Source organism: Arthrobacter sp. P1_A5 (genome assembly GCF_056406825.1).
The window spans coordinates 1-21,450 of the sequence record NZ_JBFTZL010000031.1 but is presented as its reverse complement, the minus strand read 5'-3'; the positions used below and the strand labels follow the sequence as shown (position 1 = coordinate 21,450).

The following is a 21,450-nucleotide window of genomic DNA, read 5'->3' as shown; positions in this document are numbered from 1 at the left end:
GCTGACAAAGTTTGAAATCTGTCAGCTGATTGTTGTATGGTCATGGCATGACAACTTCTACTCTCGGCACCCCCCGCACCCTGGGCTCCACCGGCCCCAGCACCGCCGCCATCGGCCTCGGCATGATGGGCATGTCCGATCTTTACGGCCCCGCCGACGACGCCGAGAGCGTCGCCACGATCCAGGCCGCCCTCGACGCCGGCGTGACCCTGCTGGACACCGGCGACTTCTACGGCATGGGCCACAACGAAATGCTGCTGCGCGACGCGATCCGCGGCCCACGGCGCGAGAGCGCCCAGATCAGCGTGAAGTTCGGCGTCCTGCGCGATGCCCGGGGCGGATGGAACGGCGTGGACACCCGTCCGGTGGCCATCAAGAACTTCCTGGCCTACACCCTCCGGCGCCTCGGCACCGACTACGTGGACATCTACCGGCCGGCCCGCCTGGATCCGTCCATTCCGGTGGAAGAAACCGTGGGAGCACTGGCCGAGCTCGTGCAGCAGGGCCTGATCCGCCACATCGGCCTCTCGGAGGTCGGCGCCGACACCCTGCGCCGCGCCAACGCCGTCCACCCGGTCTCGGACCTCCAGATCGAGTACTCCCTCCTCTCCCGTGGCATCGAGCAGGACATCCTGCCGGTGGCCCGCGAGCTGGGCATCGGCATCACGGCATACGGCGTGCTGTCCCGCGGCCTGGTTTCCGGCCACTGGCCGGCCGCCGGAACCGGGAACCGGCGCGACTTCCGGGCCCACCTGCCCCGGTTCTCCGGCGAGAACCTGCAGCGGAACCTCGAGCTCGTCGAACGGCTCCGCGAAATCGCCGACCGCAAGGGCGCGACCGTCGCCCAGCTCGCCATCGCCTGGGTCCTGTCCCGCGGCGAGGACATCGTCCCCCTCGTTGGCGCCCGCCGTCGGGAACGGCTTTCCGAATCGCTGGGCGCGGTCGATCTGCTCCTCTCCGCCGAGGACCTGGCAGCGATCGAGGCCGCCGTCCCCGCCGACTCGGCCGCGGGCACCCGCTACGACGCCGGCCAGATGGCCATGCTCGACAGCGAACGCCGGTGACCCCTGTAGCCGCCGTCCTGACCGAGGAGCGCATCCTCGACGCCGCCGAAGACGTGCTGCGGCGCTTCGGACCGGCCAAGGCCACGGTGGTGGACGTCGCGAAGGCCTTGGGAGTCAGCCACGGCAGCGTCTACCGGCACTTTCCCACAAAGGTGGCGCTGCGGGACGCGGTGGCCCGGCGCTGGCTGGACCGCCTCGCGGAGCCGCTGGATCCTGCCCGCGATACGGAGGGCCCTGCCGCGGAACGCCTGCTCCGCTGGCTCGAACGCCTCGCGGCCATCAAGCAGGGCATGGCGCTGAACGATCCGGAGCTGTTTGCCACGTTCGGCCAGCTGACCGCCGAGGCGCGGGAAGTGGTGGCGGCCCACGTTGACCACCTGGCCGCAGCGCTCACCGAGATCATTGCCGACGGCGTCCGCAGCGGCGAATTCGCCGTCCCGGATCCGGTGCCGGCCGGCCGTGCCGTCCTGCACGCCACGGCGCGGTTCCACCACCCGCTGCACGCTTCGGAATGGTCGGCCCCGGCCATCGGGGCCGAGCTGCGCGAGGTCTGGCGGCTGCTCGTGCGGGGTCTGGCCGCCCGCCCGTAGCCGCCGGATCAGGCGGAGGCGGGCCGGCGGTCCGTCGTTGACGAGGCACAGGGCGAATGACACTGCGGCGTAGACAGACTTGTCTGTGTACGATTGAGCCATGACCTCGCCAGCAGCCACCGCCGCCCCGGCTGCCCGCACCCCTGCCGGGCATGCCAGGGAGAAGATCCTGGCCACGGCCTTCCGGCTCTTCTACGCGCAGGGTTTCCGGGCCGCCGGCATCGACACGATCATCGCCGAGTCCGGCGTCGCGAAAGCCACTTTCTATAAGTACTTTCCCGCCAAGGACGACCTCATGCTGGCCTACCTGGAGAAGGTGGACGGCGTCTGGACCGGGCAGCTGCACGCCGCCGCCGAGGCCGCCGGCGAGGACCCGGCCGAGCAGCTCGTGGGCCTGTTCGATGCCCTGACAGCCGCCTGCCGGCGCGACGGCTACCGCGGCTGCGCCTTCATCAACGCGGCCGCCGAGTCGGCCGCCGGCACCCGCGTCCACGACCGGACCGTGGCCCACAAGCGCCAGATCCGCGCCTGGATCCGGGACCTCGCCGCACGCGCCGGCGCCGGGGACCCGGACCAGCTCGCCCGCAGCCTGACCCTGGTACTCGACGGCGGCCTGGCAAGCGGGGTGCTCGACGGCGACCCGGCCGCGGCCGCCGCAGCCGGAACCACCGCGGCCCAACTCGTGGCGGCCAGCCTCAAAACCCCACCCGCCACCAGCTGAAACCCCCTTGGAGGTGCCCATGACCACCCCTGACCCTGAAACCGGGACTGGCTCGAAGCCCACGCCTGATGCAGTGCAGAACCCGCAGCTGGCCCGCTGGCAACGCTTCCGGAACAGCCGCAACACGGCCCTCGCCAGCGAGCACGGCTGGCTCACGCTGACCTCCTTCCAGTGGCTGGAAGGCGAGCCGGCCGCCGTCGAGCTCGCCCCCGGCCTCTGGTCCACAGACGGCACCGCGGCGTTCCTCACCGCCGCCGCGTCCGACGGTCTGACCCTCGTCGAAACCGGCGAACCCGTGGACGGGACCATCAGCGCCGTGCTCGCCGACGAGGAATCACTGATGTGGGTCCAGTACGGCGGCGACGACGGCCGCCAGGTGGTGGTGGAGCTCGCCATGCGGGCGGACAAGTACGCCATCCGCACGCGCGACTCGCAGTCGCCGGCGTTCACGGAGTTCGACGGCGTGCCCACCTTCGACTTCCGCCCGGACCTGGTCATCGAGGCCAGGTTCGTGCCCTATCCCGAGCCTGTGGATGTCCCGATCGGCACGGCCAACCCGCTCGTGGACGGGGTCCACCGCTCGGTCGGCGAGCTGGTCTTCCGGCTTCCCGGCGCGGACCACGAGTTCCACCTGCAGGCCGAGGAGGAGAAGCTCGGCGCCCTGACGGTGACGTTCCACGACGAGACCAACGGGGAAAGTACTGACGAGTGGCGGAAGGTCTCCACCGCGAGGCCCCGCGTCGACTCCTTGGGAAATAGGTCGGTGGTCCTGGACTTTAACCGGGCCATCAACTACCCGAGCGCCTTCACCCCGTACGGCACCTGCCCCATGCCGGTGCGGAACAACAGCCTTGATGTGAAGATTGAGGCCGGCGAGAAGGAACCCGGCCTCTTCTGAACGGGTCTAAACGGTCTAAACGGTCTAAACGGTCAAAGCCGTCTTCTAGACGATCGCGGACACCCCGGTGATGGCGCGTCCCGTGATCAGGGTGTTGATCTCGAACGAGCCCTCGTAGGTGTAGATCGCCTCGGCGTCGGAGAAGATCTTGGCCATCCGGTAGTCGGTGACGATCCCGTTGCCGCCCAGCAGGGACCGGCCCATCGCGACGGTTTCGCGCATCCGGGCGCTGACATAGGACTTGGCGAGGGCCACCTGCGGCATGTCCCCGGCGCCGGCGTCCTGCAACTGGGCGATCCGGACCATCATGCCCATGCTGGCCACGGCGTTGCCCAGCATGGTGACCAGCTGCTGCTGGACCAGCTGGAACTTCGCCAGCGGGCGGCCGAACTGCTGGCGTTCGACGGCGTACTGCCGGGCGACGTCGAACGCCGCGAGCTGCTGCCCCACCCCCTGCCAGGCCACCATGATCCGGGAACCGCGCAGGAGCTCATTGGTGTCCTCGAAGCTGCTGATCCCGGCGAAGCGGTCCGTTTCGGCCACCCGGACGTCGGTGAAGACGATGTCCGCGTTCTGCACCGTGCGCAGGGCAATCTTGTTCTCGATCCGGCTCCGGCTCACGCCCGGCAAGGTGGCGTCGACGATGAAGCCGCGGATGCCGCCGTCGGCCTCGTCCCGGGCCCAGACCAGCATGTAGTCGCAAAACGTCCCGTTGCCGATCCAGCGCTTAGCGCCGTTGAGCACCCAGGCGTCGCCGCCGCCGGCCGCGCCGCCGGGGACCCGGCGGGCCCGGGTTTCCATGCCGCCGGCAACGTCCGAGCCGTGGTCCGGTTCCGTGAGGGCAAAGGCACCGGTGGTGCGCAGGCTTGCCGCGTCCTCGAGCAGGCGCGCTTTCTGCTCCTCGGAGCCGAAGCCGTAGAGCGACTCCACGAAGAGGTCGTGGTGGACCAGGAAGAAGGTGGCGAGCGAGGTGTCCACCCGGGTCATCTCGGCGATGACGATCCCGGCGAACAGGTTGCTGTAGCCGCGCTGGGCCGGGGCGCTGAGCTCCAGGGCGGCCAGCTTGGGCAGGATGTGGGCCGGGAATTCGGCCTTGTTCCACCAGTCCGTGGCGAACGGGGCAACCTCGGCGGCCAGGAACTCGCGCAGCTGCGCCAGCTTGGCCCGCTCCGCCGTGCTGAGCAGGGCTTCGTAGTCGAAGAAGTCCGCCGTGGGCAGCACAGTCCCGGCCATCTCAGACCCGGTCATTTCGGGCCCATGCGGATGGCACCGTCGAGGCGGATTATCTCGCCGTTGAGCATGGCGTTCTCCACAATGTGCGCGGCGAGGTTCGCGTATTCGGCCGGCCGGCCCAGCCGCGAGGGGTGCGGCACCTGCTGGCCCAGGGAGTCCTGCGCCTCCTGGGGCAGGCCGGCCATCATGGGAGTCTCGAAGATGCCCGGCGCGATGGTGACCACCCGGATCAGCGAGCGCGCGAGTTCGCGGGCAATCGGCAGCGTCATGGCGGCGACGGCACCCTTGGAGGCGGCGTAGGCGGGCTGGCCGATCTGCCCGTCGAACGCGGCAACGGAGGCGGTGTTGATGATGACGCCACGTTCGGGGCCGCCGAGTTCCGTGGCGGCGGGCTCGGTGGCTGCCATGGCGGCCGCGGCGAGGCGGATCACGTTGAAGGTGCCCACGAGGTTGACCTGGATGACGCGGTTGAAGGCCTCCAGCGGAAGGACGCCGTCGCGGCCCAGGACCTTGCCGGGGGTGGCGATCCCCGCGCAGTTGACCACGATGCGCAGCGGGCCGAGGGCTGAGGCGGCGTCGACGGCGGCCTGCACCTGCGCCTCGTCCGTGACGTCGGCCGGGACAAAGACGGCCCTGCGGCCGCCTCCGGCAGCAGCGTCTCCGGCGCCGGCAGCGGCGGATGCGGCCAGTTCGGCGGCAAAGGCGTCCCCGGCGGAACCCGGCAGGTCCACGAGGACCACCGAGGCGCCGGCGTCGAACAGGCGCCTGGCCGTGGCCGCTCCGAGACCGGAGGCCCCGCCCGTGATCAGCGCGACAGTACCCTTGATGTCCATCCATCCTCCTTGATGTGGAACCGAACCCCGGCGGCGAAGCCTCGACGCGGGCGGCGCCTGCAGAGGCGGCCCGCGGGGAACATTAGTTAGTGAATGTTAACTGGAATGCGGCCAATGCGCACCTTTGGGCCGCACACGCCGAGGGCGCGGTCACGGTCGCGGTCCGGACGGGCTCCCGCGATTACGCTTGAGCCATGACCCGAGCCGACGCCTCCGCCCCCAACTGGTCCTTCCGCGCGGACGAGGCCGCCCGCTCAGTGACCAGGCTCTTCGGGCAGCGGCTCTTCTTCCTCCCCGGGACCCACATCGCCGCGATCCTCCGGCCCTCGGGCCGGCTGAAGAACCTGTCCCGGCCCTGGCACTACTGGTGGCAGGCGCACTACCTGGACTGCCTCGTGGATGCCGGCCGCCGGGAACTGGGGTCCCCCGGGAATCCTGGAACCAAGTTCGACGGCGAGAACCGGCCCAGCGCCGGCCGGCTCGCCTCCCGGCTCGTCACGGGCATCCGGCTGCGCAATTTCCTCACGGTGGTCAACAACTACTACGACGACATGGCCTGGCTGGCCCTTGCCACGCTCCGGCTGGACAAGCTCGCCGAGGACACCCGCAAACACACCGGCCGGGAGCGCAACGCCAAGGTCCTGCAAAGCCTGACCCTGCAGTTCGACTCCGCGTCCACGGACGACCTGGGCGGCGGTACGTTCTGGAGCACGAAGCGCGACTTCAAGAACACCCCCGCCACCGCCCCCGTGGCCCTCTATTACGCGCGGACCGGCAACCGGACCAAGGCGCAGTCCCTGCTGGACTGGCTGGATGCCAGGCTGTACGAGCCCGGCCAGGGCCTGTACCGTGACGGCCTCCGGATTTCCGGAACGGGCGAAGCGGTGCTGGAAGAGACCATCTACACCTACAACCAGGGGCCCGTCCTCGGCGCCCTGCTGGAACTCGGGGGCGAGCCCAACCTCGGGCGAGCGGCCGCATTGGTGGACGCCGTGGCGGGCAACCTCACGCAGCCGGCCCCGCTGCTGGGCCGCACCGCCGCGGTGCTGCGCTGCGAGGGGACGGGCGACGGCGGGCTCTTCACGGGGATCCTCGTCCGCTACCTGGCCCTCGCCGCCGTCGACGAACGCCTCCCGGCCGAAACCCGGGCCACGGCGGCGGCGCTTGTGAACGATACGGCCGAGGCCCTCTGGGAGGGCCGCCGGATCCTCCCTCCGCACGACCGCCTCGCGCGCCGCGGCAGCCATCTGGTCTTCTCCGACCGCACCGACGCGCCGGCACGCCGCAGCTACCCGGAAGGGGCCGCCGTCGAACTCTCCACGCAGCTGCAGGCCTGGATGGTGCTGGAGGCGGCCGCCTCGATCGCGCAGGCGCCGGCCCCACAACCCGGCGACAATTACGTCACGCAATAGTATCGTAATTGATGTGATCCTCATCACTTAAACCAGCCTCAGGTTGGTCGCTTAGGTTTGGCTAACCTACAGTCTTTCTTAGTGAGCATGCCCTAACTTCCCCGCTCACGGGGGGCAGGGCACTACGACGACTTCCTTGTAGAAAGTAGCCCCATGAAGATCCGCACCAACGCGCTGGCGGGCATCGCCCTGGCCGCCACTGCCGCCCTGGGCCTGGCCGCCTGCGGCTCCGGTTCCTCCGCCACGGCCGGCAGCAGCGCCGCCGCCAACGGTTCCTCCGCCGGTGAGATCACGGTCTATAACGCCCAGCACGAATCCCTGACCAAAGAGTGGATCGACGCCTTCACCGCCGAGACCGGCATCAAGGTGACCGTGCGCCAGGGCGACGACACCGAGATGTCCAACCAGATCGTGCAGGAAGGCCAGGCCTCACCGGCGGACGTCTTCCTCACCGAGAACTCCCCCGCCATGGCCCAGGTGGAAAACGCCGGCCTCTTCGCGGATGTGGACAAGGCCACCGTGGACCAGGTCCCCGCCGAATTCCGCCCCTCCACCAACAAGTGGACCGGCATCGCGGCCCGCTCCACCGTGCTGGTCTACGACAAGAACAAGATCAGCGCCGACAAGCTGCCCAAGTCCATGCTGGACCTGGCCAACCCCGAGTGGAAGGGCAAGTGGGCTGCCTCGCCGTCGGGCGCCGACTTCCAGGCGATCGTCTCGGCCCTGCTGGAACTCAAGGGCGAAGCCGCCACTGAGGCCTGGCTCAAGGGCATGAAGGAAAACTCCAAGCCGTACAAGGGCAACAGCACGGCCATGAAGGCCGTCAACGCCGGCGAAGTCGACTCCGCCCTGATCTACCACTACTACTACTACGGCGACCAGGCCAAGACCGGCGAGAACTCCAACAACGTCACGCCGTTCTACTTCAAGAACCAGGACCCGGGCGCCTTCGTCTCCATCTCCGGCGGCGGCGTGCTGAAGTCTTCCAAGAACGCCGCAGCGGCCCAGTCCTTCCTGAAGTTCATCACCGGCAAGAAGGGCCAGGAAGTGCTCCAGAAGGGCACCTCCTTCGAATACGCTGTCGGCTCGGACGTCCCGTCCAACGACAAGCTGGTTCCGCTCAAGGAGTTGCAGGCCCCCACCGTGGATCCCGCCAAACTCAATTCCGCCAAGGTCACCGAGCTGATGACCCAGGCAGGACTGCTGTAGCCGCAGTGACAAACAAGCTGGCGGTCCCCGGTCCCTCTGGGGATTTGACGACCGACACGACGACGGCGGGCAGGGGTAAACGCCCCCGCCCGCCTTTCGGCGTCTCTGTCGTGTCCATCATCGCGGTCCTCATCGCCCTGTTTTCCCTGGTGCCCCTGGCCTACGTGGTCTTCATGACAGCCTCCACCGGCTGGGACACTGCAATGGCCCTGATCTTCCGCCCGCGCGTGGGCGAACTCCTGCTGAACACGGTGCTGCTGACCGTGGTGACGGTGCCGCTGTGCCTCGTCCTGGGCGTCGGCGGCGCCTGGCTCGTCGAACGCACGTCCCTTGTGGGCCGCAAGTGGTGGGCCGTGCTGCTCGCCGCCCCGCTGGCCATCCCCGCCTTCGTCAACAGCTACGCATGGGTTTCCGCGGTGCCGTCCCTTGGCGGGCTGTGGTCCGGGGTCCTGATCGCCACCCTGTCCTATTTCCCGCTCGTGTACATCCCGGCCGCCGCGACGCTCAGCCGCCTGGACCCGGCGATCGAACAGTCCGCCGCCTCCCTCGGCCTCGGCGCCTGGCGCGCGTTCTTCCGCGTGGTGCTCCCGCAGCTGCGCATCGCCATGACCGGCGGCGGGCTGCTGGTCGCGCTGCACCTGCTGGCCGAATACGGGGCCTTCGCGATGATCCGCTTCGACACCTTCACCACCGCGATCATGGTCCAGTACCAGTCCACGTTCAATGGCACCGCCGGGAACATGCTGGCCAGCGTCCTGGTGTTCCTCTGCCTCATCCTGCTGCTCGTGGAGGTCCGCAGCCGCGGCAGCGCCCGGTACGCCAGGATCGGCTCCGGAGCCCAGGCGCGCGCCTTGCGCCTGCCCCTGCACGCCTACCAGCTCCCCGCCCAGCTGTCCCTGATCGCCCTCACCGGGCTGGCGTTCGGGCTGCCGCTGACGTTTGTGCTGCGCTGGATCGTCGCCGGCGGCCCGGAAATCTGGGCTGCCGAGGAATTCATGCCGGCCCTCCTGCAGACCTTGGCCTACGGCCTCGCGGCGGCCGTCGCCACCACCGTGGTCGCGTTCCCCATGGCGTACCTGGCCGTGCGGCGTCCCGGCTGGTTCAGCAAGTCCCTGGAGCTGTCCAACTACATCACCAGCTCCATGCCCGGGATTGTGGTGGGCCTGGCCTTCGTGACCGTGAGCATCCGGATGGTTCCCAGCATGTACCAGACCTCAGCGCTGCTCATCGCGGCCTACGTGCTGCTGTTCCTCCCCCGGGCCCTCGTGAACATCMGCTCGGGGCTGTCCCAGGCACCGAAGGAACTCGACGAGGCCGCCCAGGTGCTCGGCAAGCCGCCGCTGCTGGCCTTCCTGCGCGTGACGCTGCGGCTCACGGCCCCCGCCGCGGCTGGCGGCGCCGCCCTGGTGTTCCTGGGGATTGTCAACGAGCTCACCGCCACCCTCCTGCTCTCGCCCAACGGGACCCGCACCCTCGCCACCGAGTTCTGGAGCAAGAGCAGCGAGATCGACTACGCTGGCGCCGCCCCCTATGCGCTGCTGATGATCCTGATCTCCGCGCCCATGACCTATCTCCTCTTCCAGCAGTCCAAGAAAGTAGCCGGACAGTGACCGATGTTTACCCGTCGCGTGAGGCCCCCTCGCGCCTCCCCGAGCCGCGGGTCGCGGCTTCCGTGGCCACCAGCACCAACAGCCACCTGGAAATCGACGCGGTCACCAAGAACTTTGGGCCCCAGGCCGTCCTCAAAGGCGTCAACCTCTCCGTCGCCAAGGGCGGAACGACGGCGATCGTGGGACCCTCCGGCTCCGGCAAGACCACGCTCCTTCGCCTGATTGCCGGCTTCGAGCACCCGGACACCGGCAGCATCTCGCTCAACGGGAGCAAGGTGGCCGGGGAGAACGCCTGGGTCCCCGCCCACAAGCGGCACGTCGGCTACGTCGCCCAGGACGGCGCCCTGTTCCCGCACCTGACGGTCGGGCAGAACATCTCCTTCGGCCTGGACGCCACCCAACTGCCCGGCGGGCGCCGCGGCGTCAAGTCGCGGGTGGGCGAGCTGCTGGAAATGGTCTCCCTGGACCCGGCCATGGCCAAGCGCCGCCCGCACCAGCTCTCCGGCGGCCAGCAGCAGCGGGTTGCCCTGGCCCGGGCGCTGGCCCGCAAGCCCGCGCTCATGCTGCTGGACGAGCCCTTCTCCGCCCTGGACGCCGGCCTGCGGGTGGCCACCCGCCGCGCCGTGGCCCAGGTCCTGAAGGACGCCGGCGTCACCACGATCCTCGTCACGCATGACCAGGCCGAGGCGCTGTCCTTCGCCGACCAGGTGGCCGTGATGCGCGGCGGCAAGCTGGCCCAGATCGGCAACCCGTTCGTCGTCTACACGCGCCCGGCTGACCGCGCCACCGCCGAGTTCCTGGGCGACGCCGTGATCCTGGATGCCTGGATGGAAGGCTCCCTGGCCACGTGTTCGCTCGGCGGGATCCCCGTGCGCCGCCCGCCGGCCCAGGGCCGGGTCCAGCTGATGCTGCGGCCCGAGCAGATCCGCATTTCCGAGGACGGCCCCATCCGCGGCACGGTGGTGGACACGGACTACTTCGGCCCCGAAACCACAGTGCGGCTCCAACTCCCCGTCCCGCCGGTCCTTGCCGCCGGCGCCATCCCGGACCACCGCTACCCCGGCGGCGGGGAAATCATCACGATCCGGCACTGGAACGCCTCGATCGCCCGCCCCGGCACGGAGCTGCGGCTTCGCGTGGTGGGCGAGGCCGTCGCCTTTCCGATGGATGAGCAGCCCTAACGTCGAGATTCGGCGTCCTGAAGCCACTGTGCCCCGAAGGCTCACCCGCGACGGGTGATTCCAGAGTGACTGCAGCGGCTGTCCGGGCGATGGGTTGACCAGGGATGCCCCGCGCACGAGAATGCGAACCATGAGTGATCATCGCGGCCTTTCCGAGCCGGCTCCGTTCACCGCCGATGACTTCGCCGAGCGGTTGCGGCGAGCAGCCCACGCCGCCCAGGATGCCGGGCTCGACGGCATCCTGGTCACTCCCGGACCGGACCTGCTGTACCTCACCGGGTATGCACCCGTGGCCATCACTGAACGCATCACCATGCTCGTGATCCCCGTCGACGCGGAGCCCGCCATGATCGTTCCGAGGCTCGAGAGGCCCGACGCGGAAGCGGCCGCCGGCGCCTCGAATCTGCGGATCACCGACTGGACTGACGGGAGCGACCCCTACACGGAATCTGCCACGCTGATGGCCGGCACCGGACGTTATGCCGTCTCTGACTCGGCCTGGGCCATGCACCTCCTCGGCCTGCAGGATCGACTGCCCAAGTCGTCCTACGTCTCGATGACGACCGCCCTGCCGATGCTTCGGGCGATCAAGGATGACGACGAGATCGAGCGGCTGGCGGCGGCCGGCGCGGCCGCGGACCAGGCGTACGAGGAGATCGTCACCGTGCGGTTCGCTGGGCGCAGCGAGACCGACGTCGGTTCTGATCTCGCCGACCTGCTTCGCCAGTTCGGTCATTCGCAGGTGGACTTCACCGTCGTCGGTTCGGGTCCGAATGGAGCCAACCCTCACCACGAGATCGGCCCGCGGATCATCGAGGACGGAGACATGGTGGTGCTCGACTTCGGCGGCCTCAAACACGGCTACGGATCAGACACGACGCGGACCGTGCACGTCGGCGAGCCCACCGCTGAGGAGCGCGAGGTTCACGACGTCGTCAGACTCGCGCAGCAGGCCGGGTTCGAGGCCGTGCGGCCAGGCGTCGAGTGCCAGGAAATTGATCGCGTGGCCCGGGCGGTGATCACTGAAGCCGGCTACGGCGACTACTTCATTCACCGCGTCGGGCACGGAATCGGGCTGACGACTCACGAGCCGCCGTACATGGTGGAGGGCGAAACCCAGATCCTCCAGCCCGGCATGTGCTTCTCGATCGAACCCGGAATCTACCTGCCGGGCAGGTTCGGCGTACGGATCGAGGACATTGTGACGGTCGTTCCCGACGGCGGACGGCGACTCAATCAGACCTCGCACGAGATGAGAATCGTCCACTAGGTAGCCGACCTGGTCCACGATCTGACGTGGCCTCGGAACGGGATCGCTTCACCTGCGGTGATTGCGAAGTAGATGACGGCGTCTCCCATGCACATCATGTGCTCGGCGCCGCCCTCGGCGGTCCCCTCCTCCGGCAATAGTCGTGCATGGAAGAATCGCACCATGAATGCGGAGCAGCGGAGGCGTGCTGAGGACACTCTGAGAGTCGTGGACGCCCTCGTGACGGCGATGGGTCGGCGGGAGGATGTCTTCCACGTGGTCGAGGATTCAGAGGACCTAGACGAAGCGATCCGTCGTCTGATGGAACTGTTGGAGCTGGATGAATTGTCCTGCCGGGTAATCCTGGACATGCAAGTCAAAGGGTTCACTCGCGAACGGCGCCGGATTATTGCTGCTCACGCGGAAGAAATCAGATCGAGCCTGTCGTCTGGCGGGCAACCATAGAAAGCCGTTATGCAGGGGCTCTCTGATTCCCATATGACCCGCCCGCGGACGGCTCCTGACGACCGGAGGGAAGCCGGCGGATACTAGGCGGTTTTCTCCAGGGGCGTCGATTGGACGTTCTCGCGTTCCTCCAGGGCTCCGGTTACTGAGGCTGTCAGGCTGTTGGCGATGTGGGTGCGGGCGAGTTCGGCCGCACCGGCGCCATCCCCGGCAATGACGAGCTCAAGGATCTGGTGGTGCTGGTTCAGGTCGATCGTGCGGGGCTCATCCCCGGAGGGGAGTTCGAGACCGACGCGGCGGTAGCGGTCGGATTTGTCCCACAGGTCATCAAGGAGCTTGATCATGACGTCGTTGTGCGAGGCGGCGTAGACGGCCCGGTGGAATTCCCGGTGAACTGTGATCGCTTCCTCGCCCCAGACCCGCGTGACAGGCAGGAGCTTCCCGGCGGCTGCGCGCATTGCTGCTATATCGGCGTCAGTCCGGCGGGAGGCTGCCAGTTCTGTTGCCGATGGTTCGAGTGAGAGACGGACTTCAAGGAGTTCCCGTGCCTCGGAGGCGCTCATGGTTGCCACCCTGGAATCCCGGTGGGTGTCCATGATGATCAGGCCCTCACTTGAGAGCCGGCGGATCGCTTCCCGCAGGGGGGTGATGCTCATTTGCATGTTGTCGGCCAGCTCGTACTGGGAGATGCGCGAGCCGGGGGCAAGGCCACCGGAGAGGATCAGCTGGCGGAGTTCGTTGTACGCGAGACTGCCCTTACTGGAAAAGACGTTCGTGGTGCTCATCTGCCGCTCCGAATCTCTTACCGAGGTGTGGCCCCCGCTGCTCACAGTGTAGTTCCTTGAAAACATCTTATAAGAAATTCCACGGGAAGGCTTGTGCCCCCCGTCACCCCTGGGCTAGCCTTTGATCCAAGGTCTTATAAGATATTCGCTCGAGGGGCTGATGTCCTTCATCGCTTGGGGTCAGTCTCGATGCAGGTCTTATAAGAAATAAGATTCCCACTCAGGAGAGATTCAAAGATGAAAATCGTTTCCGCCCACGTCGGCACCATTCCCATCAGTTCCTCGATCCGGAACGCCTTCATTGACTTCACCAAGATGGACTGCACGATCATCGCCCTCGTCTCCGATGTCTTCGTCGACGGCAAGCCCCTGGTTGGCTATGGCTTCAACTCCAACGGCCGCTACAACGCGACAGGCATCCTGAAAGACCGCATTCTTCCGCGCATCATGGATGCCCCGTCCGAAGACCTTCTCGATGAGGACGGCCAGCTCTCGCCGGAAAAGGCGTGGGACCTGATGATGTCCAACGAAAAGCCCGGCGGACACGGCGAACGCTCAGTCGCCGTCGGCGTCGCCGATATGGCCCTGCACGACCTCGCCGCGAAGATCGCTGGCGTCCCGCTCTACCGGTGGATCTCAGACCACTACGGCGACGGAAACCCGGACAAGGACGTCTTCGTCTACGCAGCCGGCGGCTACTACGCACCCGGCAAGAGCCTCGAGGACCTGCAGAACGAAATGCGCGGCTTCCTCGCCAAGGGCTACAACGTGGTCAAGATGAAGATCGGCGGCACCGACCTCTCCGAAGACCTTCGCCGCATCGAAGCCGTGATCGAGGTCCTCGACGGCGACGCTTCCCGCCTCATGGTGGACGTCAACGGCAAGTTCGACCTCGAGACCGCGCTGGAATACGGCAAAGCCATCGACCAGTACGGGCTGTTCTGGTACGAGGAAGTCGGCGACCCGCTGGACTACGCCCTGAACGCCACCCTCTCTGAGCACTACAAGAACCCGATCGCCACCGGAGAGAACCTGTTCTCCCTCCAGGACGCACGGAACCTGGTCCGCTACGGCGGCATGCGCCCGGACCGCGACTTCATCCAGGTCGACCCGGCCCTGAGCTACGGCCTGACCGAATACCGCCGGATCCAGGACATGCTCGCCCAGCACGGCTGGTCCTCACGCCGCTGCATCCCTCACGGCGGACACCAGTTCTCCCTGCATATTGCCGCAGCCCTCAAGCTCGGCGGCAACGAATCCTACCCGGGCGAGTTCCAGCCCACCGGCGGCTTCACTGACGATGCTGTCATCGTCAACAGCCGCGTGGCCCCGGGCGATCTGCCGGGCATCGGGCTCGAAGGCAAGGCTGAGTTCTACAAGGTCCTGAGCGCACTGCACAACTAAACCATCCGGCAGTGCCCCGGTCCCGGGCAGCACCACTGCCCGGGACCGCACCTCCCCAATTTTCTCAGTCTGACGTGCAAAGGAGCACCCACGATGTCGTCCCACACCATACAGAACCCGCAACACTCAGCCCAACCGCCCAAGCAGCGATCCCGGTTCGGCCGGCTGCTGCGCGAGCTCTGGTTCCAAGTCGTCCTGGGCGCCGTCCTGGGCATCGCCGTCGGCCTGCTCCTGCCGTCCGTCGGCAAACAGCTCACCCCGCTCAGTGACTGGTTCATCGCCTTGGTGAAGATGATCGTCATACCTGTGGTGTTCTGCGTGGTGTCCTTGGGCATCGCCTCGATGGACAGCCTGCGCAAAGCCGGCCGCATCGGCGTCAAGGCCCTGGGCTACTTCATCGCCCTGTCACTAGTGTCGATGCTTATCGGCCTGATGGTCGCCAACGTCTTCCACCCCGGCACGGGCATGAACATCGATCCGTCCAAACTGGACGCAAGCAAAGTGCCGGCGGCCGCCAACAAAGGCTTCGATGGTCTCGAATTCGTCAGCAACATCATCCCGGAATCACTGTTCGGGGCCCTGACCGGCCACACCATCATCGCCGCGCTGATGGTCTCCATCGTGTTCGGTGCCGCCCTGAACGTCTCCGGAGAATCCGGCGCGTTCCTCACCAAGGGCATCCAGGCCCTGTCCGTTGTTATCTTCAAAATCGTCAGCTGGGTCATGCGCCTTGCCCCCATCGGCACGTTCGGCGCACTCGCGGCCGTCGTGGCCAACTACGGCACAGCCAGCCTCCAGCAGCTGGGCTACCTCGTCCTGCTGTTCACCGGAACCTGCATCGTGTACGTCGTCGTGGTCCTGGGCGCTATCGCCCGTGCCTGCGGACTGAACATCTTCACGGTGATGCGCTACCTCAAGGCCGAACTGCTGATCGCCCTGAGTACCTGCTCCAGCGAAGCAGTCCTCCCGCAGCTGATCAAGAAGCTCGAAAATATGGGCGTCGGCAAGTCGACTGTGGGCATCGTGATCCCGTCCGGGTTCTCCTTCAACCTCGACGGATCCGCCGTCTACCTGACCATGGCCTCCGTGTTCCTGGCCCAGGCTGTCGGCATGGACCTGTCCTGGGAACAGCAGCTCGTCATGGTCGGCGTCATGATGCTCACCAGCAAAGGCACTGCGGGCATCGCCGGCGGCRCATTCATCGTCCTGGCCAGCACCTTGAGCTCCGTGGGCGGCATCCCGCTGGCCGCCCTCGCACTCATCGTCGGCATCGACCGGCTCCTGAACGAAGGGCGCGTCTTCATCAACGTCCTCGGCAACGCGATGGCAGCAGTGGTCGTCGGCAAATGGGAAAAGGACTTCGACCCGGAACAAGCCCGCAAAGCCCTGCACGCCTCAGGCCAGAAAAAGAACGAGATCGAGTCAAACACACCGACCGAAGTGGAAGCAGAAAAGATCGAGGTCCACTAACACCAAAGATCCCCAGGGCCGCCGCACAAGCCGCGGCGGCCCTGGCCCGCGTAGACCGGAAGCCACCGCCACCGACGGCCGCGCATCCGATCGAGCAAAGAGAGGACCCACCGGCACCATGGCTCCACGCATCCTGATCACCACCGACTACCTCCACCCCGGAGACACCGTTGACCAGCTCCTCCGGGAACGCGGTCTGGAACCGGTCTACTCGCCAGCCCGGGGGCCGCGGACCCTTGAGGAACGCTGCTCGTTGTTCGATGGCATGTCCGGCGCGATCCTCGCCAGCGAAACGGTCACGGCCGACATGCTCACCGGCGCTGGCGCTCTGCAAGTCATCGCGCGCAGCGGCGTGGGGTATGACTCAATCGACGTCGAAGCCGCCGCGGCGCGAGGGATCAGGGTCTGCAACGCCCCCGGAACAAACCACCACTCGGTCGCCGAACTGACCATCGGGCTGATCATCATGGCCGCACGCCGCCTCGTGGAGGTCACCGCCGCCGTACGTCAAGGCCACTGGCCACGGGAAGCCGGCCACGAACTGCACGGTTCCACCCTGGGCATCATCGGCTACGGCCCCGGCGGTCGCGCGACCGCGAACCTTGCTGTCGCCCTCGGCATGACCGTCCTGGTCAGCACCGCCCACCCCGACCGCGATAACACCGCGGTCCAGTTCACCGATCTCGACGCCGTCATCCGCGACGCCGACTACCTCTCCCTGCACACCCGCGGAGGCCAGAGCACAGGCAAACTCATCGACGCGCCCCGGTTGCAGGCGATGAAACCCACCGCCGTCCTCATCAACACGGCCCGCGGCTCACTCGTGGATGAAGAGGCCCTGGCCAAGGCACTTTACGACGGCACCATCGCCGGTGCCGCGCTGGACGTGCTCGAGAGCGAACCCCTGAACGGCGACAGCCCCCTTCGGGGCCTGAACAACGTGCTCATCACCTCCCACCTCGCCGGACAAACGATCGAGGCACGGACACGGGCCGGGCTGGCAGCCGCGCACGCCGTCATTGACGTCCTCGAAAACCGCGAACCGGCACACCCGGTGGACCGCTAACCCCGAATACCTAACAACGACAAAGAAGGATCCTGATGTCGAAACACCACCGCATCGCAGTCATTCCAGGCGACGGAATCGGCACCGAAGTCGTGCCCGAAGGACTGCGCGTCTTGGACGCCGCCGGCTCAGCGTTCGACCTGAACCTCACCTATGAACAATTCGACTACGCCTCGGCTGACTACTACACCCGGCACGGGAAAATGCTGCCCGACGGATGGTTCGAGGAACTGAACCAGTTCGATTCCATCTTCTTCGGCGCTGTCGGGTGGCCTGACGTCGTCCCCGACCACGTTTCACTGTGGGGCAGCCTCCTGCAGTTCCGCCGCCACTTCGACCAGTACGTCAGCCTGCGCCCGGTCAAGCTTCTGCCCGGCGTGCCCAGCCCTTTGGTCGGGAGGGTTCCGGGCGATGTCGACTTCTACGTCGTGCGCGAAAATACCGAAGGCGAATACTCCAGCATCGGCGGGAAGATCTTCGAAGGCACCGACCGCGAAACGGTGGTCCAGGAAACCGTCATGACCCGCACCGGCGTGGACCGGATCCTGAAGTACGCCTTCGATCTGTCCCAGAGCCGGCCCAAAAAGCACCTCACTTCCGCCACGAAGAGCAACGGCATCTCCATCACCATGCCCTACTGGGACGAACGGGTGCAGGCCATGTCCGCCGCGTACCCAGGGATCAAGGTGGACAAGTACCACATCGACATCCTGGCCGCTAACTTTGTCATGCACCCTGACTGGTTCGACGTCGTCGTCGCCAGCAACCTCTTCGGCGATATCCTCTCCGACCTCGGACCGGCCTGCACCGGAACCATCGGCATCGCCCCCAGCGGCAACATCAATCCCGAACGCAAGTTCCCCAGCCTCTTCGAGCCCGTCCACGGCTCCGCCCCGGATATCGCCGGCAAGGGCATCGCCAACCCCATCGGGCAAATCTGGTGCGCCGCCATGATGCTCGAACACCTGGGAGAACCCGAAGCTGCGGCCGCCATCACCACCGCTATGGAAACCGTGCTCGCCCGCGGGCAACAAGCCCTCACACCCGACATGGGCGGCAACGCCACCACAGAAGAACTGGGCACAGCGGTGGCATCAGCCCTGACCGCACCATGACCCCGTCAACCGGACCCGGCACCCGGCAGGCATCCTTCGGAGAGCGGATCGATATCAGCCGGCGGACCTTCCGGCGGCCGGCGGCCGACGCCATGACCTGTTAGGCGGTCGGCAGCGGGCTGTGGCGCATTGAGACCGCCCAGTGCCCGGCATAGGGTAGGCGGATGACTGTTCAGCCAGGCCTGCACCGCCAACACTGCTCCGTTGCCGCCCCCACCCAGCTGTGGCTCGATCCGGAAGGCCGCCTGGCCGGGGAGGTCAAACCGCCCGGAGCCGGTGACTCCGCTGATCCGGCCGGCTTCACCGGGCTGCTCCACGGCGACACCCGGATGCTCTGCCGGGCGCTGGTGCGCGTCAACGGCCTGGAACCCGAACCGGCCACCGTCGAGACGGAGCCCGGCGGCGTCCTGCGCGTCCGGGGCCTGGTCCGGGGCATCCCGGGACCCACGGAGGATCCCGCCGTCGAGCTCCTCCAGACCTGGACGGTGACGYCGGGCGTGGTGCGGCACACCCTGCAGCTGCGCACCTCGCTGGATTCCCTCGACGTCGAAATCGACGTAGCCCTCGCGGCCGACTTCACCGACATGGCCCAGATCCGCCTMAGCCGCTTCCGTGACCCGTCCGCGCCGGTCTCTGCCGATGAGTCCACGCTGCGCTGGCAGGAGGGTGGCAAGACCCTGGCGGTCGCGGCCCCGGGCGCCGTCACCCCGGAAGGCCACCTCGCCTGGCGCGGAACCCTGGGCCGGGGCCGGCCGTTCGAGGCCGAATGGCAGGCCGTCCTCACCGACCATGATGACGCCGTGGTGGCTGCCCGCCCGCCCGCGGCCAGGTCGCCGCGGACCGGACCGGCCGGGGCCCTGGGCCTGCTCCTGGATAACTCCCTCGATGACGTGGCCGGGCTCCGCCTGGCCACCCGCCAGCTGCCGGACGCCCCGTTCATCGCCGCCGKGGCGCCCTGGTACTTCACGCTGTTCGGACGGGATTCGCTGTGGGCTGCGCGGCTGTTGCTGCCTCTGGACACCGGCACGGACAACGGGCTGGCGGCGGGCACTCTGCGCGCGCTGGCTGCTTTCCAGGGCACCCGGACGGACGCGGCGGCCGCCGAGGAACCCGGCAAGATCCTGCACGAACTGCGGTCCAAGGAACTGGTGCTGGAGAGCCAGAACCTGCGCCTGCCGCCGGTGTACTTCGGGGCGGTGGATTCCACCCCGTTATGGCTTTGCCTGCTCGGTGAACTCTGGCGCACCGGCCGGGACGAGGACGCCGTGCGGTCGCTGCTGCCGAACGCGGCTCGCGCCGCGGAGTGGCTGCTCGCCGCCGGCTCCACCGGAGCGGACGGCGCAGCCGGCAACGGCGGGTTCCTCAGCTACCGTGACTCCACGGGCCACGGCCTGAGCAACCAGGGCTGGAAGGATTCCCGGGACGCCATGCAGTTCCGCGACGGCCGGCAGGCCGAGGGGCCTATCGCCCTGTCCGAGGTGCAGGGCTACGCGTACCAGGCAGCCATGGAGACGGCGGAACTGTTCGACGCGTTCGGGGAACCGGGCGCTCAGGCGCTGCGCGACTTCGCCGTGGCCCTCCGGATCAGGTTCCGGGAGCGCTTCTGGGTTGAGGACGACGGCGGGCCGTTCCCGGCCATGGCCCTGGACGGGCACGGGGTCCCGTTGGACATCCCGGGCTCAAACATGGGACATCTGCTGGGCACGGGCATCCTGGACGCGGCCGAAGCCCGGATCGTCGCAGACCGGCTGGTGAGCCCCGAGCTGTTCTCCGGCTACGGCGTGCACACGATTTCGCGGCGGGCCGCAGGGTTTTGGCCCTTCAGCTACCACTGCGGCTCGGTCTGGAGCCACGACACCGCCATCGCGATCCGCGGCCTCCTAGCCGACGGTTTCGTCGCAGAGGCACGCACCCTCGCCGACGGCCTGATCGCGGCGGCGGCCTCCTTCGGGCACCGGTTGCCGGAGGTGTTCGCCGGGGTGCGGGCCGAGGACTCGAGCGTCGCGGTACCGTATCCGGCGTCGTGCCACCCGCAGGCGTGGTCCTCAGCCTCGGCGGTGGTGATCGCCCAGGCGATGGGCGTCGGACTCTGACAGTCCCGCGTCCACTGGGCTATGCCCGGACGGGGCCGCGGCGGCGCGCAGCCCGTCGGCCAGGATAACGATCCCGGTAACGGCGAGCGCCAGGCCCATGGAGGCGAGCACGTCCGTCAGCCAGTGATACCCCAGGTACAGGCGGCTGAAGGCAACCACCAGTGTCCCGGCAGCCGCTGCCGCGAAGCCGAGCACCGACGTCGTCCGTTTGCCCGTCCGCGTGCCGCGGGCCGCCAGCAGCAGGTAACTGAGGACGCACAGGAAGACGCCGGCCCCGAAGGTATGGCCGGAGGGAAAGGACAGGGCGTCGTCGGGTCCCAGCATGAAGCCGCTGGCGGCGGGCCGGCTCCGGCCGACGTCGTGCTTCACCAGCGTGGACACCGCGAAGGTGGCCGCCATAGCGCCGACCAGCAGGGCTGGACGCCAGACTTCACGCTTGAAGACCGCCCAGGCCAGTGCCACGGCGCAGCCGATCACCGTCATCCACAGCGGCGACGTCACCGTGGTCACGGCCGCCAGGATGGCGGTGGCCAAGGGGGTCCGGGACGCCACGATTCCGTCGTGCACGGGCGCGTCCAGGTCAGCCACGCCGCTGTTCGACTGCACGGCGGCGAGCACGGTCCAGAAGATCGTCTCACCCGCAATTAACAGGCCCGCTGCCACGAAGAAGAGCCGTTGTTGGGACGGCAGCGGCAGGCGGGCAGGGGGTCGCGGGGCACGCTGGGCAAGGAGCATTCGCCCAATCCTGCCAGAGGCAACTCCCTGCAGCCAGCAAGGCCGCTGGGAATTCTCTGGGATGCGCCGCGGGCGAGCGCTACGGTTCCGGGGGCCGCCTGGTCTGCGGGTACGGCGTGTCGAACCTGGCCAGCATCTCCACGAACCCGGCGATCTTCCTCTCCCGGGTGGAGGCCTGCTTGACCGAGTTGGTGCGGTAGATCAGGGCATACCGGTTCACGGACGTCAGGACCTCGAACATCGCCTGCGCCCGCGGGTCCGCCGCGATGGCGGCGGCGAGGTCATCCGGGACCTCCGCCGTCGCCGCGCCCGAATAG

General features: G+C 67.7%; 20 protein-coding genes. 15 read left to right on the top strand and 5 right to left on the bottom strand.

Annotated elements, in window-relative coordinates:
* Positions 1 to 47: 47 nt before the first annotated feature.
* From AC1D1S_RS07495 to AC1D1S_RS07480, 4 genes are all read left to right on the top strand, one after another.
* Positions 48 to 1,064: an aldo/keto reductase gene (locus AC1D1S_RS07495; protein WP_476994135.1), complete on the top strand. Its 1,017-nt coding sequence runs from the start codon at positions 48 to 50 to the stop codon at positions 1,062 to 1,064.
* Complete coding sequence (locus AC1D1S_RS07490; RefSeq protein ID WP_243181523.1) at positions 1,061 to 1,654, top strand: TetR/AcrR family transcriptional regulator; 594 nt, start codon at positions 1,061 to 1,063, stop codon at positions 1,652 to 1,654. The genes AC1D1S_RS07495 and AC1D1S_RS07490 overlap by 4 nt, the downstream gene beginning before the upstream one ends.
* A gap of 100 nt (positions 1,655 to 1,754) precedes the next feature.
* The gene (locus AC1D1S_RS07485) at positions 1,755 to 2,375 is read left to right on the top strand and encodes a TetR/AcrR family transcriptional regulator (protein ID WP_243181522.1); all 621 of its coding nucleotides are present in this window, start codon (positions 1,755 to 1,757) and stop codon (positions 2,373 to 2,375) included.
* A gap of 19 nt (positions 2,376 to 2,394) precedes the next feature.
* Positions 2,395 to 3,273 (top strand): DUF1684 domain-containing protein, encoded by an 879-nt coding sequence (locus AC1D1S_RS07480; protein ID WP_476946059.1) that lies wholly within the window; start codon positions 2,395 to 2,397, stop codon positions 3,271 to 3,273.
* A 45-nt stretch (positions 3,274 to 3,318) separates the two neighbouring features.
* Here the strand turns inward: AC1D1S_RS07480 and AC1D1S_RS07475 are convergent, their stop codons facing one another.
* Positions 3,319 to 4,521, bottom strand: a complete 1,203-nt coding sequence (locus tag AC1D1S_RS07475; protein ID WP_476943148.1) for an acyl-CoA dehydrogenase family protein — start codon at positions 4,519 to 4,521, stop codon at positions 3,319 to 3,321.
* Positions 4,518 to 5,339, bottom strand: a complete 822-nt coding sequence (locus AC1D1S_RS07470) for an SDR family NAD(P)-dependent oxidoreductase (protein ID WP_476994134.1) — start codon at positions 5,337 to 5,339, stop codon at positions 4,518 to 4,520. The genes AC1D1S_RS07475 and AC1D1S_RS07470 overlap by 4 nt, the downstream gene beginning before the upstream one ends.
* A 194-nt stretch (positions 5,340 to 5,533) precedes the next feature.
* On the opposite strand from AC1D1S_RS07470, the gene AC1D1S_RS07465 reads away from it, so the two are divergent.
* From AC1D1S_RS07465 to AC1D1S_RS07440, 6 genes are all read left to right on the top strand, one after another.
* Complete coding sequence (locus AC1D1S_RS07465) at positions 5,534 to 6,751, top strand: glycoside hydrolase family 76 protein (protein ID WP_476994133.1); 1,218 nt, start codon at positions 5,534 to 5,536, stop codon at positions 6,749 to 6,751.
* A 153-nt stretch (positions 6,752 to 6,904) separates the two neighbouring features.
* Positions 6,905 to 7,960: an iron ABC transporter substrate-binding protein gene (locus AC1D1S_RS07460; RefSeq protein WP_476994132.1), complete on the top strand. Its 1,056-nt coding sequence runs from the start codon at positions 6,905 to 6,907 to the stop codon at positions 7,958 to 7,960.
* Positions 7,961 to 8,070: 110 nt separating this feature from the next.
* Complete coding sequence (locus tag AC1D1S_RS07455) at positions 8,071 to 9,570, top strand: ABC transporter permease (protein ID WP_476994131.1); 1,500 nt, start codon at positions 8,071 to 8,073, stop codon at positions 9,568 to 9,570.
* Positions 9,567 to 10,751, top strand: coding sequence for an ABC transporter ATP-binding protein (locus AC1D1S_RS07450; protein WP_243181516.1), 1,185 nt, complete (start codon positions 9,567 to 9,569; stop codon positions 10,749 to 10,751). Before AC1D1S_RS07455 ends, AC1D1S_RS07450 begins: the two co-directional genes overlap by 4 nt.
* A gap of 130 nt (positions 10,752 to 10,881) precedes the next feature.
* Positions 10,882 to 12,021 carry an aminopeptidase P family protein gene (locus tag AC1D1S_RS07445; protein WP_243181515.1) on the top strand — a complete coding sequence of 380 codons (1,140 nt, stop codon included), beginning with the start codon at positions 10,882 to 10,884 and terminating at the stop codon, positions 12,019 to 12,021.
* Positions 12,022 to 12,228: 207 nt separating this feature from the next.
* Positions 12,229 to 12,465 carry a DNA gyrase subunit A gene (locus AC1D1S_RS07440; protein WP_476946055.1) on the top strand — a complete coding sequence of 79 codons (237 nt, stop codon included), beginning with the start codon at positions 12,229 to 12,231 and terminating at the stop codon, positions 12,463 to 12,465.
* A gap of 83 nt (positions 12,466 to 12,548) precedes the next feature.
* On the opposite strand, the gene AC1D1S_RS07435 is transcribed toward AC1D1S_RS07440, so the two are convergent.
* A complete protein-coding gene (locus AC1D1S_RS07435; protein WP_476946054.1) occupies positions 12,549 to 13,250 on the bottom strand; it encodes a GntR family transcriptional regulator in 702 nt (233 codons plus the stop codon).
* A gap of 237 nt (positions 13,251 to 13,487) precedes the next feature.
* Here AC1D1S_RS07435 and AC1D1S_RS07430 point away from each other — a divergent pair, with 237 nt between their 5' ends.
* From AC1D1S_RS07430 to AC1D1S_RS07410, 5 genes are all read left to right on the top strand, one after another.
* Entirely contained in the window at positions 13,488 to 14,654 is a 1,167-nt protein-coding gene (locus AC1D1S_RS07430) for a mandelate racemase/muconate lactonizing enzyme family protein (protein WP_476946053.1), read from the top strand.
* A 93-nt stretch (positions 14,655 to 14,747) separates the two neighbouring features.
* Positions 14,748 to 16,124, top strand: a complete 1,377-nt coding sequence (locus AC1D1S_RS07425; RefSeq protein ID WP_476994130.1) for a cation:dicarboxylate symporter family transporter — start codon at positions 14,748 to 14,750, stop codon at positions 16,122 to 16,124.
* 118 nt (positions 16,125 to 16,242) lie between these two features.
* Entirely contained in the window at positions 16,243 to 17,190 is a 948-nt protein-coding gene (locus AC1D1S_RS07420) for a phosphoglycerate dehydrogenase (protein WP_243181510.1), read from the top strand.
* Positions 17,191 to 17,225: 35 nt separating this feature from the next.
* On the top strand, positions 17,226 to 18,305 hold the full coding sequence (locus AC1D1S_RS07415) for a tartrate dehydrogenase (protein WP_243181509.1): 1,080 nt from the start codon (positions 17,226 to 17,228) through the stop codon (positions 18,303 to 18,305).
* 164 nt (positions 18,306 to 18,469) lie between these two features.
* Positions 18,470 to 20,398, top strand: coding sequence for a glycogen debranching N-terminal domain-containing protein (locus tag AC1D1S_RS07410; protein WP_476994129.1), 1,929 nt, complete (start codon positions 18,470 to 18,472; stop codon positions 20,396 to 20,398).
* Here AC1D1S_RS07410 and AC1D1S_RS07405 read toward each other — a convergent pair.
* Together AC1D1S_RS07405 and AC1D1S_RS07400 are read right to left on the bottom strand one after the other, a co-directional pair.
* On the bottom strand, positions 20,351 to 21,133 hold the full coding sequence (locus AC1D1S_RS07405; protein ID WP_476943156.1) for a phosphatase PAP2 family protein: 783 nt from the start codon (positions 21,131 to 21,133) through the stop codon (positions 20,351 to 20,353). The genes AC1D1S_RS07410 and AC1D1S_RS07405 overlap by 48 nt on opposite strands.
* A gap of 79 nt (positions 21,134 to 21,212) precedes the next feature.
* A partial coding sequence (locus AC1D1S_RS07400) for a YdeI/OmpD-associated family protein (protein WP_476994128.1) occupies positions 21,213 to 21,450 on the bottom strand: 238 nt, incomplete at its 5' end.